Genomic DNA, 12,343 nt, shown 5'->3' on the forward strand with positions numbered 1-12,343 from the left:
CCTCCGGATGTCGTCGGTCAGGCCTGCTCGGCGCGCAGCCGCCGCAGCGTGGCTCCGGTGTCCCCGTCCTGGGACCGGTAGTTCTTCTGCGCCAGGCGGATCGCCTCGATGTAGGTGGGCAGCTCGGCCCTGGCCCGCTCGAGCTGGGTGAGCAGACCGCGCTCGTCACTGGCGGTCTTCACCATCGTGTCGGAGACCCAGCGGGCGGTGGCGGTGTCGCTCATCGGCGGCGCCTGGCCGAACGCCTGCAGCGCCGACCAGCGCGCCTCCAGCGCGTCGACGATGCCTTGCAGCGCCTGGATCATCTTCTCGCCGGTCTGCTCGTCGACGGCGAACCCACCCTCGGTCGCGAGCCGCTTCAGCGCCCCGGCCCGCATGGTCTCGACCACGGCGACCGCCGCGGTGGCGGCCTGCGCGTCGTCGCTCATCCCCGGTACCTCCCCGATCTCAGTAGACGGACGCGATCATGTCCCGGACGGCTTCGGCGACGTCGGGGAACCCGGCCGGCACGTACCGGGCGGTGATCGTGCCGGTCCGGTCGGTCGTGGAACTGACCAGGTAGCGCCCGGCCTCGCTGTCCAGCCACGTCACCGGCTCCGCGGAGCGGCGCTCGCCGTGCCGTCCGCGGCCGCTCGCGGTGAAGTAGCCGCCACCCCGGCGCGGCGCGGCGAGGATCTCCGCCAGCCGCTCCTCCTCGGACGCGGCGCGGTGGCGCGACGGCCGCCGCGACCGGACCACCGTGGTCACCTGGAGGCTGCCGAAGGCCTCGGTCTCCTCCTCGTCGAACTCCTCCTCGGCCTGCCGCAGCGCGGCCAGCGCCGAGGTGGGGCGGTCCTCCTCGTGACGGGACACCGACAGCGGCCCGCCCGGCGCGACGTCGGCGGGCGGCAGCGCACCGGCCAGCCGGGGCACGAGGTCCTCGTCCGGGAAGAGGGCGAACCAGAGCCGGTCCTCGCCCGCGCCCTGGCGGATCATCACGGCCTGGGCGCCGTCGGTCGCGGCGTACACGGCGAGGTCACCGGTGCGCGCGTCGGAGCCGCTCGCGGTGATCGCGACCCGGTGGCCGCCGAGCAGTGCGAACGCTTGCCGGACGTTCGGGTCGAGCCGGCCGCGCACGGAGAGCCCGCGGTCCTCCAGGTCGAGGTGGACACGCCGGGCCAGCAGGGCGAAGCGGAGCGGGTCCACGGTGGTGTGGCTGATGCGCAGCGGGTGGACGCGGACGTCCACGTCCAGCGCGCGCCCGACGACGACGGCCTCCACGCTGCCGAGCGTGAAGTCGAACCGAGACACCATCGACGGTTGTGTCACCTTTCGGGTTCCGGCCTCCGAGGCGGGGCCGTGAGGCATGGACGACCAGTGTGGCTTGTTCGTTGATCAGTGTCCGCGCCAGGGCAGCGGTCTGTCGAGCGCCCCACCAGGCCACGGTGGAGATCACAACGCACCGGGCGGGTGGTGGAAGTCCGTCTCCGGCTCAACAGTGCCCGATCGGGCCCGCTTCGATGTGCGGACGGGCAGCCTGCCGGTGGTGTTCGGGACGGTCCAGCGCCGCCCTGGTCTCGACCGGTGAGCTCGACTCCGGAGTGGACTCCGCGCTCGGAGGTGCACCTCTCGGCGAGCGCGCCGGAACCCTGGGGTGCTCAGCGGAGCGAGCGCGTGGCGAGGTCGTCGAACTCGCGATCCGGCAGGGTCCGGTTGAGTTCCAGGAGTTTCGCGGCCATGAAGCCGACGGCGTAGCGGGTTTCCGGACGGGCGGACTCCACGGCCCGGCGAACGACCTCCGCGACCACGGCGGGGTCCGAGCCGTCGCCGAGGCCGGTCTTCGCGCGCTGCGCCATCGCGCCGGCTGATGCCCGGCTGGATGATCACGACGTCGACGCCGAACGGCGCGACCTCCATGCGCAGGGTGTCGGACAGCGCTTCGAGGGCGTGCTTGGCCGCGTAGTACCAGGCGCCGAGCGGCAGCGCGATCTCACCGCCGATCGAGGACACGTTCACGATCGTCCCGGACCGCTGGGCCCGCATGTGCGGCAGGACGAGCTGGATCAGCCTCGCCGGCGCGATCAGGTTGACCTCGAGCTGGTCGCGGGCCCGGTCGAGGGGCACGTCCTCCACCGCGCCGTGCAGGACGGTTCCGGCGTTGTTGACCAGGACGTCGATCCGCCCCTGCTCGGCCACCACCGTGGCGACCGCACGGTCGAGGTCCGCACCGTCACGCGCGTCCATCCGCAGCACGTGACCGCCGGCGGCGCGGATCGCGTCCATCCCGGGCACGCGACGCGCGGCGCCGTACACCGTGTGACCGGCGCGCAGCAGCTCCAGCGCGGTGACCCTCCCGATGCCGGAGGACGCTCCGGTGACCAGGCACACCCGCACGATCACACCTCCCACTCGACGGGCAGCTCGTGCACGCCGTAGATCAGGTTGTCGGTGCGCACGCGGACGTTCTCGGCGGGCACGGCCAGCCGCAGCGCCGGGAACCTGGTCGCCAGCGCGGGAAGCGCGACCTGCAGCTCCACCCGCGCGAGCTGCTGGCCGAGGCACTGGTGGATGCCGTGCCCGAAGGCCACGTGCCCGGCGGCCGGGCGGAGCAGGTCGAGGACGTCGAGGTCGGCGAAGCGGCCGGGGTCCCGGTTGGCGGCGGGGATCGAGACGGTCACCGTCTCCCCCGCCGCGATCCGCTCGCCGTTCAGGTCGAGGTCCTCCAGCGCGGTGCGCACGGTGAACGGGATGGCACTCAGGTAGCGCAGCAGCTCCTCGACCGCCCGGCCGGGGTCCGCGCACAGGGCGGCCCGCTGGTCCGGGTGGTGGAGCAGGGCGAACGCGCCGAGCGCGAGCATGTTGGCCGTCGTGTCCAGGCCCGCGCCGAGCAGCACGAAGCCGATGTTGACCAGCTCCTCGTCCGTGAGGTCGCTGCCGGTCAGTCCGCTGAGCAGGTCGTCGGCGGGCGCGGCGCGCTTGGCGGCCACCAGCTCGGCGATGAACCCGTGCACCGCCGCGTAGGCCGCTGCCTGCTGCTCCGCGGAGAGGTCGAGGCGGAACAGGTCCAGCGCGTGTTCCTGGAACCGTGCCCGCTCCGCGTAGGGGACGCCGAGCAGTTCGCAGATCACCTGCGCGGGGATCGGCTGCGCCCACGTCCGCACCAGGTCCACCGGGCCGCCGTGCTTGTCCAGGACGTCCAGGTACTCGGTGGTGAGGTCCTTGATGTGCCCGGCGAGCAGGCGCATCCGGCGCACGGTGAACTGGCCGGCGAGCAGGCGGCGGTATCGGGTGTGCTCCGGCGCGTCCATCACGTGGAAGACCCCGGGCGGCGCGGGCCGGCTGCCACCCGGGGCGCCGGGCACCGGGAGGTGCCTCAGCTCGGGCCGGACGCTGAACCGCGGATCGGCCAGCACCTCCCGCACCAGCGCGTGGCTGGTCACGAGCCACCCGGTGTGCCCGTCCGGATACCTCAGCCGGCTCAGCGCGGGCCGCTCGCGCAGCTCGGCGGGCGGATCGAACGGCCGCCCGGCGAGCCGTTCGGTGGGCAGTGACAGGGCCATCTCCGGACGGTCCTTTCCAGCGGTGTTCACGATTTCCGGAACATTAGGATCGCACTTCCCGGCCGAGCAACCAGCTACTAGCGTCTATCGAGGTCGGAAACGAGAATCGATGCAATGACCTTGCCACCGAATGCACCGGAGGACGGATGCGCCGAGCCCGGATGACCTACGACGAGCGCCGGGACGTGGCCGCGGGGCTGGCCGCCGGGCTCAGCTACGCGGAGATCGCCCGCAGGCTCGGCCGGCCCAAATCGACCGTCATCCGGGAGGTGGCGCGCAACGGCGGGGCCCACGCGTACCGGGCCCACCAGGCCCAGCAGGCGGCCGCGTGGCGGGCCCGCCGCCGCAGGCCCGCTCCGGTGCCCGTCGCCAACGACGTCGAGGGCGGCGACCCGCACGAGTTCGAGGAGTCCTTCGCCGCCATGATGGTGCGGACCGGGGTCCCGGCGATGATGGCGAAGGTCCTCGTCTGCCTGTTCACCAGCGACTCCGGCCTCACCGCGGCCGAACTGGTGGCCCGGCTGCGGGTCAGTCCCGCGTCCGTGTCCAAGGCCGTCGGCTGGCTCGAGCAGCGCGGTCTCGCCGGGCGTGAACGCGACGGCCGGCGCGACCGGTACGTCCTCGACGACGACGTCTGGTACCGGGCCTGGATGGTCAGCGTCCGGTCGATGACGCTGTGGGCCGACCACGCCCGGCGGGGCGCCGAACTGTACGGGACCGGCACCCCGGCCGGTGCCCGGCTGCGCGACACCGGTGAGTTCTTCGCCCACCTCGGCGAGGACATGGCCCAGGCGGCCGAGCACTGGCGGCGAACCCTCGCCGGCCGTGGTGCGAAACCTTCCGTATGACCGGTTGGCACCCTATGGTGTGATCATCGCAAAGGAGCGGTGATGACCAAGGCCGTCACGGGCGACGAGGTCGACGACATCGTCGCCGAGCACGACGAAGAGCGCCCCGCGCGGCGGTTGTCGCGCGGCCCCGACCTGCTGGTGTACCTGGTCGCGCTGGCCGTGGCCCTGCTCGTGCTCAAACAGGTGTTCTTCCCCTACGCCAAGGGCAACCAGTTCTACCTGGTGATCTTCCTCGGCAGCACGCTGCCGCTGGTGTTCCTCTGCTACCGCCCGCTGGCGCGGTCCACCCGGGTGCCGGACAACCCGTGGCTGCTGGACTGGGCGCTGGCCGTGGTGTCCCTGGTCGTGGGCCTGTACCCGGTGCTCTTCGGCTACGACGACTTCCTCGACCGGCAGGGCCAGCTGTCCACGCTGGACATCGTCGCCGGCGCACTGCTGCTGGTGCTCGTGCTGGAGGCGACCCGGCGCACCACGGGCTGGGTCCTGCCGATCGTGTGCCTGCTGTTCCTGGCCTACGCCTACTACGGCGGCTACCTGCCGCCGACCTGGGGCATCGCGCACGCCGGCGTGGACTTCAGCCAGATCGTCAACGCCCTGTTCAACGACGCGAGCGGATTCTTCGGCACCCCGCTCGACGTGGCCGCCAGCTACATCGTGCTGTTCACCATCTACGGCGCGGTGCTGGACGCCTCCGGGGCCGGCAGGTTCTTCGTCGACATCTCCTTCGCCGCGTTCCGCCGCTCGCGCACGGCGCCGGGCCGCACGACGGTGCTGTCCGGGTTCCTGCTGGGCACGGTGTCCGGGTCGGGCACCGCGACCGCGGTCAGCCTGGGCTCGATCACCTGGCCGATCCTCAAGCGGGCCGGCTACCCGCGGGAGAACGCCGGCGGGCTGCTCGCCGCGTCCGGGATCGGGGCGATCCTGTCGCCGCCGACGCTGGGTGCGGCGGCGTTCATCATCGCCGAGTACCTGCAGACCTCCTACCTGACCGTGCTGATCTGGGCGACGGTCCCGACCCTGCTGTACTACCTGGGCATCGTGTTCGCGATGGAGGCCGACGCGCGGCGGTTCCGGGCCAAACCGGTCGACGTCGAGCGCGGCGACCCGTGGCGCCTGTTGCTGCGCGGTGGCTACCACTTCCTGTCGCTGGCGATCATCGTGGTGTTCCTGGCACTGGACATCCCGCCGTTCGCGGCCGTCGTCTACGCGACCGGGGTGGCGGCCCTGTTCGCGCTGATCGCGCGGCGGCGGGACCTGCGCGGCTGGGCGCTGGACATGGTGAACGCGCTGTCGCGGGGCGTGCGGGGCGCGCTGCCGGTGATCGCGGTGTGCGCCGCGGCCGGGGTGATCACGTCGACGATCACGAAGACCGGGCTGGGCCTGGAGCTCGCCGACGCGCTGGTCGACCTGGCGCGGGCGATCACCGACAACGCGACCGTCGTGCTGGTGCTCACGGTGCTGCTGTCCGCGATCGCGGTCGGGGTGCTGGGCCTGGCGGTGCCGGTGACGGCGTCGTTCATCATCGCGTGGGTCGTGATCGCGCCCGCGCTGGAGGCGCTCGGTGTGGCGCCGGCCGAGCGCGCGATGTTCATCTTCTACTACGCGGTGTTGTCCGAGGTGACGCCGCCGACCGCGCTGGCCGCCGTCGCGTCCGCGGCGATCACCGGCGGGCGGGTCATGGCGACGATGTGGCAGTGCTGGAAGTACACGCTGCCGGCGTTCCTGGTGCCCATCGCGTTCGTGCTCACCGACAACGGCTCGGCGCTGCTGTTCCAGCGGGACGCGGTGACCGTGGTGTGGGTGCTGGCCGTGTCCGCGCTCGCCGTGGCCGCGCTGGGCGTGGTCACGGGTGGCTGGCTGTTCGGCCCGGTGCACCCGGTGGTGCGGGTGCTGTGCGTGCCGGCCGCGGTGTGCCTGCTCTACCTGGAGCCGGTGCCGATCGTGGCCGGTCTGGCCTGTTGCGTGGCCGCGGCGGCCGCGCACCTGGTGATGCGAAGGAGGCGGCATGAAACGACTGCTGGCGACACTGGCGGCGGTGACCCTGATCGCGACGGGCTGCGGCGGGAAACAAGCGAACCAGCCGGCGGGGGGCGGGAGCCAGGCGTGTGAAGCCGGCAGCGGGCGGCTGACCATCGCGACCGGCAACAGCGGCGGCGTCTACTACGTGCTCGGCGGTGGCCTCGCGCAGCTGATCAGCAAGAACACCGGCCTGAAGGCGACCGCGGCGGAGACCGGCGCGTCGGTGCAGAACATCCAGCAGCTGGTCGGCGGCACCTACGACATCGCGTTCTCCCTGGCCGACACCGCCGCCGACGCGGTGCAGGGCAAGGGCAGTTTCGAGGGCAAGCCGCAGAAGGTTCAGGCACTGGCCCGGATCTACCCGAACTCCACGCAGGTCCTGGTGCGCACCGACTCGGGCATCAACAGCGTCGCCGACATGCGGGGCAAGCGGATCTCGACCGGGTCGCCGAAGTCCGGCACCGAGGTGATCGCGAACCGGCTGCTGCAGGCGGCGGGGCTGAACCCGGACACCGACGTGCAGGCGCAGCGGCTCGACCTGGCCAAGACCGCGGACGGCATCAAGAGCGGCACGATCGACGGCCTGGTGTGGTCCGGTGGCCTGCCGACCGCGCAGATCACCGACATCACCACGACGATGAAGGGGCAGGTGAAGTTCATCGACATCACCCCGCAGCTGCCGGCGCTCCAGCAGATCAACAGCGTCTACGACGGCGGCACCATCCCCGCCGCGACGTACGGGATGCCGGCCGACGTGCCGACCATCGTGGTGCCCAACCTGCTCCTCGTGCGGGACGACTTCGAGACCGGCAACGCCTGCGCCATCACGAAACTCATCTTCGACAAGAAGGCGGAACTGGAGAGCGTCCACCCGGCGGCGAAGGACATCACCCGCGAAACGGCGCCCAAGACCGCCCCGGTGCCGCTGAACCCGGGGGCGCAGCAGGCGCTGTCGGCGTCCTGAGGCCGGAAAATCGCCGGCGTGCGCCGGGTATCTTCGGCGGCGTGGGCAGATCGTGCATCGAGTTCGGCGACCAGGACCTGTGGGTCGCGGACGCCCACATCCGGATGTGGCTGTACCTGATCAACGCCGAGATCGATCGGCTGCCCGCGCCGCCGGCCTGGCTGGCCCGCGCCCGCGAGGACTGGCACCGGGAGGCGGTCGCGGGCGTCCACGGCATGATCCTGCCCACGACCGCGTGAAGCGGCGATTGGAGTCTCACGGGGACGAGCTGCCGCAGGACCTGCCTGGCCCCGCGCCGTGGTTCGCCGTTCGACCAGATCGGACGGTTGCTCCGCGGCGAGGTCGAGCCGGACGGGCTGACCTGGGCGCAGTACCGGGAGCTGAAGTGGATCGTGACGAGGGGCGCGCCGAAGCGCCGCCGCTGGTGGCGCCGGTGAAACTTCGCGCATCCCCCTCAGATCATCGACGTCGTCACGCCCCGCCGGAGGAATGCGGTGGCACTCCGGAGGACCGGGTGATCCCGCCTGCGCCGGCGGCACCATTACCCCTCGGGTAATCGACGCTGCGCACGTCCGGCCGGAGGATCGGTGACACCACTCCGGAAAGGACACCCACGATGACCGCCTACGCGCTCGCCCACCTGATGCCCGCCGAACCGCACCCGGACGTCGCCGAGTACCTGGAACGCATCCAGTCCACACTGGACCCGTTCGGCGGGCGTTTCCTGGTCCACGGGGCGCCCGTCGACGTCCGGGAGGGCAGCTGGCCCGGTCACTTGGTGATCATCGGCTTCCCCACCGGCGCCGACGCCCGCGCCTGGTACGACTCCCCCGCCTACCGGAAGATCCTGCCGCTGCGCGCGGACCACATCGAGGGTGACCTCGTCATCGTCGACGGCGTCGAGCCCGGTCACGACTCCGCCGAGATGGGGCGGGCCATGCGCGCCGCGCTTCAGCCCAGCCGCAAGTGATCCCGCAGCCGCCGGGCGACGCGCGCCATCACGGCCTCCGCGCCGGGCTGGTGCGCCGCCGGCACCCGTGACTCGGTCAGCGCGGCCACCGCGAACACCTGCCCGTCGGCGTGCTCGACCACCCCGATCTCGTGCCGCAGCGTCAGCAGCGTGCCCGTCTTCGACGACCAGGTCGACGCGTCGGACGTGAAATCCGGGGCGAGCCGCTGGCGCAACACGTTGTGCCGCATCAGTTCCCGCACCCGCCCGGCGACCGGGGCCGGGATCGCCGAGGGCGTCCACAGCGCCTGCAGCAGATCCGTGAACGCGCGCGCCGACCCGGAACTCGCCCGCGTCACGTCGAGCTGCGGGATGCGGTGACCGCGCCCGGCGGTTCCCGTCTCCACCGCCAGCGCGTACGCCAGGTGTGCCTCGGCCCGGTCGAACCGCTCGGCCGGTGTCTCCGTCAGCTCCTGCACGGGGTGCCGCACGGTGATGCCGTCGATGCCGAACCCCTTGAGGATCCGGGCGACCTCGGGCGGCGGCGTCAGCTCGAACAGCGCGTCGGCGGCCGCGCCGTCGCTGATCGTCAGCGCCAGGTGGACCAGGTCGTCGATCGCGACGCTCGCCGGGTGGCGGAACCGGCTCAGCCCGGTCGGGCCGGCGGTCTCGATCCGGCCGGGACGGATCTCCCGCTGGGTGGCGCCGTCGAGCTCGCCGAGCCGGATCCGTTCCAGCGTGGCGATCGCGAGCGGAACCTTGACCAGCGACGCCGACGGCCACTGCGCGTCCGGCTCGATCGCGACCTCGTCACCGGTGCGCAGGTCCCGCACCACGAACGACCCTCGCAGCCCGGCGTCGTCGAGCACGTCCCGCATCTCGCGCAGCAGCGCTTCCGTCCTCATCGCTCCCCCTCGCGCGCCCCCAGGCAGTGCCCGATGGACCGCGACAACGGCCGGAGGCGCTCTCCGTCGTCACTGTAGGTGGCGGCCAGCGCGTAGCCGCGGACGAGGTCGAGCTCGCCGAGCGGACGCCAGTGCAATTCCAGCTCGGCCGCCTGGCTTTCCGAGCACAGCAACAGGTCGGCGGAGCCGAGCACGTCGGCCACGGCGGCGATCAGCGACTCCGCGGTGGCGACCTGGGAGGGCCGCAGCCCGAGCGAGTCGCGCAGGTGGAAGAGCCGGTCGCGGATGTGCGGCACGTCGTCCTCCGGCTGCAGCCACACCCGCTGAGCCGGGCCGTCCGAACCCCGGCCCACCCGCAGCGTTTCCAGGTAGACGGTGTGCGCGGGCGGCGGCAGCGCGGCGGCCACCCCGAGCGGCACGCGCCAGCGGGCCTCGTCGGCGGGCACGGCGGTGAGCGCGACCCGGACGTCCTGCGTCCGGACCAGGTCGGCGCGCTCCGCGGGCGGCGCGGGCCGGAAGTCGAGGACGAGGTCGTGGTCGCGGGCCTCGGCGTCGAGGTGGGCGAGGTCCCGCGCCGAGCACCAGTCGGGGACCGCGAACCGCAGCGGGCGGCGGCGGGCGCGCCGGGCGTCGTGCTCGAGCGCGTCGGCCAGCCCGACCAGGCGTTGCGCCGCCGGCAGGACGTCCCGGCCGAACGGGGTGAGCACCGCGCGCCGGGTCGACCGGTCGAACAGCCGGTCGCCGAGGTGCTGTTCCAGTGCGGCGATGCGCCGGCTGGCGACCGGCTGCGGGATGCCGGCGGCCGCCGCGCCGAGCGTGAAGCTGCCGCGTTCGCTGACGCTGACGAAGGCCCGGCAGGCACCGACGAGATCCACGCGCCCGATCTTATGCCGAGATCGCATGAAAGCCTTCACTTCGGTCTTCGACGGCATCGAGAACGCGCGGAAAGCTGACCGCATGATTGTTCGCTCTCTTCAGGCCCTGACCGCGGTTCTCGCGTTCGGGCTGGTCGCCGCCTGTGCGGCCGAAACCTCCCCGCCCCCGCCCGCCACCTCCGTGTCCGTGGCGGCGCCGCGGGTGGACTTCGCCGACCTCGAGGCGAAGTACGACGCCCGGCTGGGCCTCTACGCGCTGGACACCGGCACCGGCCGGGAGATCGGGTTCCGCGCCGACGAGCGGTTCGCCTACTGCTCGACGATCAAGGTGCCGCTGGTCGGCGCACTGCTGCGGCGCGGCGACGACCTGAACGAAGTGCTGACCTACTCGGGCGCGGACGTCGTCGACAACTCCCCCTACACGAAGGACCGCACGAGCGTGACGCTGCGCGAGGCCGTCGAGTCCGCGCTGACGCAGAGCGACAACACGGCGGCGAACCTGATGTACCGGGAGCTGGGTGGGCCGTCGGCGCTGGGCGCCGTGCTGCGCGAGATCGGTGACACCACGACGCACGCGGACCGGACCGAGACCGACCTCAACACCGCGGTGCCCGGCGACATCCGCGACACCACCACCCCGCGTGCGATGGCGGCCACGCTGCGGACCCTGGTTCTCGGCGACGCGCTGCCGGCGGACAAGCGCGACCTGCTGGCCGGCATCATGCGCGGCAACACGACCGGGAACGCGACGATCCGCGCCGGCGTGCCGTCCGGCTGGTCCGTGGCCGACAAGACGGGCTCGGGCTCGTACGGGACCCGCAACGACATCGCGGTCGTCTGGCCGCCGTCGGGCGCGCCGATCGTCATCGCCGTGCTGACCAGCCGCGCGACCGAGGACGCCGGGCCCCAGAACCCCCTGCTCGCGGAGGCGACGGCACGGGCGGTCGGCGCGTTGCGCTAGTCGTCGAGGACGGCACGCGCCCAGGCGGCGACGCGATCGGCGAACCCGGCGGCGGGGAACGTCCCGTCCTGGGCGACGTCGGCGATGGTGACCGAGTAGGTCGTCCGGGCGGGAGCCGGGGCGCCGCCGGGGATGGCGGCGCCCCGGTTCCGGTGGTTGTTGGCGCGGCGGCGCCGTTCGGTGAGCGACGAAACCGCGTCGAGGCCGCCGTCGAGATAGGCGTGCAGGACGGCCTGCAACGGGTGCGCGGCGGCGGGCGTGCGGCGGGGGTGCTGCAGCAGGAAGCACGCGACGGTCACCGCGTGCAGCGGGCCCCACGGCGGGCGCCTGGAGTGGTCCAGCGCCAGGACGACGTCGAACAGCTCCGCGCAGGAATGGGGCTGTGCGGGCGCCCCGCACTCGGCGCAACGTGTCACCGGCATACCGGCACGGTAGAACCTCCAGCGACGGGAGTGTCGAGTCCGGCCCGTGCCGTTCGTCCTCGGGGTGTTGTCCGAGGAAGGAGTTCGGTCATGTTGGAGCAGTACCGGCGGGCGCAGGACGGGATGGACGCGGTGCTGGCGGCGGTGCCCCGCGGCCGGTGGGACGAGCCGTCGATGTGCGCGGAGTGGACGGTGCGGGACGTCGCCGGGCACGTGGTCTGGGGGCAGTGGCAGATGCGGGCGTGGGCGACCGGCGAGGCGGACCCGCCGGGTGAGGGTGCGCCGGGAGCGCCGCACCCGGGCACCCTGGCCGGCGACGACCCGCTCGAGACGTGGCGCAAGGCGCGGGCGGCGTCGGTGCCGGCGCTGACGCCGGAGGCGCTGGCGCGCACCACGCGGATCACCGGCCTCGGCGAGGTGCCCCTGGCCGGGCTGGTGCCGCTGATGATCACCGACACGATCGTGCACAGCTGGGACATCGGGCACGCCCTGGGGATCGACGTCCGCCCGGACGCGGACCTGGTGGCGCTGGCGGACGGCTGGGGCAGGGCCCACGTCGTCCGGCGGCCGGGGTTCTTCGGGCCGGAGGTGACAGCGCCCCCGGGGGCCGATGAGCTGACGCGGATGCTCGCGTTCCTGGGGCGCGTGGCCTGAACCGGGCGGCTCGGCGGGCGTGGGATCGGCCCGGCCGCGTTGCTCGGGGCCTACCGGCCGGCGAGGTGGTGGAACCGCGGGGCTCGCCCCGGGGCGAGGTCGCAGTGTCGAATGCTCGCGTTCCCTGGGCCGCCCGCCTGAACCGGGCGCCTTGGGCGGGCGCGGCACCGGCCCGGCCGGGTTGCTCGGGCCGACAGGGCACGC

General features: G+C 73.0%; 14 protein-coding genes. 7 read left to right on the plus strand and 7 right to left on the minus strand.

Features of this window, described 5'->3' with window-relative positions; all coding sequences use genetic code 11:
* Window positions 1-17: 17 nt before the first annotated feature.
* The 4 genes from FB470_RS35345 to FB470_RS35360 all read right to left on the minus strand — a co-directional run bounded on the left by FB470_RS35345 (window position 18) and on the right by FB470_RS35360 (window position 3,539).
* Complete coding sequence (locus FB470_RS35345; protein WP_306998856.1) at window positions 18-428, minus strand: hypothetical protein; 411 nt, start codon at window positions 426-428, stop codon at window positions 18-20.
* A gap of 19 nt (window positions 429-447) precedes the next feature.
* Window positions 448-1,293, minus strand: coding sequence for an ESX secretion-associated protein EspG (locus FB470_RS35350; protein WP_306998858.1), 846 nt, complete (start codon window positions 1,291-1,293; stop codon window positions 448-450).
* 138 nt (window positions 1,294-1,431) lie between these two features.
* Complete coding sequence (locus FB470_RS35355) at window positions 1,432-2,388, minus strand: SDR family NAD(P)-dependent oxidoreductase (RefSeq protein ID WP_306998860.1); 957 nt, start codon at window positions 2,386-2,388, stop codon at window positions 1,432-1,434.
* Complete coding sequence (locus tag FB470_RS35360; protein ID WP_306999620.1) at window positions 2,376-3,539, minus strand: cytochrome P450; 1,164 nt, start codon at window positions 3,537-3,539, stop codon at window positions 2,376-2,378. The genes FB470_RS35355 and FB470_RS35360 overlap by 13 nt, the downstream gene beginning before the upstream one ends.
* Before the next feature lie 146 nt (window positions 3,540-3,685).
* Here FB470_RS35360 and FB470_RS35365 point away from each other — a divergent pair, with 146 nt between their 5' ends.
* The 5 genes from FB470_RS35365 (at window position 3,686) to FB470_RS35385 (ending at window position 8,343) form a co-directional block, all read left to right on the plus strand.
* Window positions 3,686-4,387 carry a GbsR/MarR family transcriptional regulator gene (locus FB470_RS35365; RefSeq protein WP_306998862.1) on the plus strand — a complete coding sequence of 234 codons (702 nt, stop codon included), beginning with the start codon at window positions 3,686-3,688 and terminating at the stop codon, window positions 4,385-4,387.
* A 42-nt stretch (window positions 4,388-4,429) separates the two neighbouring features.
* Window positions 4,430-6,499, plus strand: coding sequence for a TRAP transporter permease (locus FB470_RS35370; RefSeq protein WP_306998863.1), 2,070 nt, complete (start codon window positions 4,430-4,432; stop codon window positions 6,497-6,499).
* Entirely contained in the window at window positions 6,396-7,373 is a 978-nt protein-coding gene (locus FB470_RS35375; RefSeq protein WP_306998865.1) for a TAXI family TRAP transporter solute-binding subunit, read from the plus strand. Before FB470_RS35370 ends, FB470_RS35375 begins: the two co-directional genes overlap by 104 nt.
* A 41-nt stretch (window positions 7,374-7,414) precedes the next feature.
* Window positions 7,415-7,612: a hypothetical protein gene (locus FB470_RS35380; RefSeq protein WP_306998866.1), complete on the plus strand. Its 198-nt coding sequence runs from the start codon at window positions 7,415-7,417 to the stop codon at window positions 7,610-7,612.
* A 377-nt stretch (window positions 7,613-7,989) separates the two neighbouring features.
* The gene (locus tag FB470_RS35385) at window positions 7,990-8,343 is read left to right on the plus strand and encodes a DUF1330 domain-containing protein (RefSeq protein ID WP_306998868.1); all 354 of its coding nucleotides are present in this window, start codon (window positions 7,990-7,992) and stop codon (window positions 8,341-8,343) included.
* On the opposite strand, the gene FB470_RS35390 is transcribed toward FB470_RS35385, so the two are convergent.
* On the minus strand, window positions 8,325-9,227 hold the full coding sequence (locus FB470_RS35390) for a serine hydrolase (RefSeq protein WP_306998869.1): 903 nt from the start codon (window positions 9,225-9,227) through the stop codon (window positions 8,325-8,327). The two genes, FB470_RS35385 and FB470_RS35390, sit on opposite strands and share 19 nt — an antisense overlap.
* On the minus strand, window positions 9,224-10,129 hold the full coding sequence (locus FB470_RS35395) for a LysR family transcriptional regulator (protein WP_306998871.1): 906 nt from the start codon (window positions 10,127-10,129) through the stop codon (window positions 9,224-9,226). The genes FB470_RS35390 and FB470_RS35395 overlap by 4 nt, the downstream gene beginning before the upstream one ends.
* 55 nt (window positions 10,130-10,184) lie before the next feature.
* Here FB470_RS35395 and bla point away from each other — a divergent pair, with 55 nt between their 5' ends.
* The gene (gene bla, locus FB470_RS35400; protein ID WP_306998874.1) at window positions 10,185-11,063 is read left to right on the plus strand and encodes a class A beta-lactamase; all 879 of its coding nucleotides are present in this window, start codon (window positions 10,185-10,187) and stop codon (window positions 11,061-11,063) included.
* Here bla and FB470_RS35405 read toward each other — a convergent pair.
* A complete protein-coding gene (locus tag FB470_RS35405; protein ID WP_306998876.1) occupies window positions 11,060-11,485 on the minus strand; it encodes a DUF5946 family protein in 426 nt (141 codons plus the stop codon). The two genes, bla and FB470_RS35405, sit on opposite strands and share 4 nt — an antisense overlap.
* Window positions 11,486-11,575: 90 nt before the next feature.
* Here FB470_RS35405 and FB470_RS35410 point away from each other — a divergent pair, with 90 nt between their 5' ends.
* Window positions 11,576-12,139 carry a TIGR03086 family metal-binding protein gene (locus tag FB470_RS35410; RefSeq protein ID WP_306998878.1) on the plus strand — a complete coding sequence of 188 codons (564 nt, stop codon included), beginning with the start codon at window positions 11,576-11,578 and terminating at the stop codon, window positions 12,137-12,139.
* Window positions 12,140-12,343 lie beyond the last annotated feature (204 nt).

Origin of the sequence: Amycolatopsis thermophila, from assembly GCF_030814215.1 — a bacterium.
Lineage (GTDB): Bacteria > Actinomycetota > Actinomycetes > Mycobacteriales > Pseudonocardiaceae > Amycolatopsis_E > Amycolatopsis_E thermophila.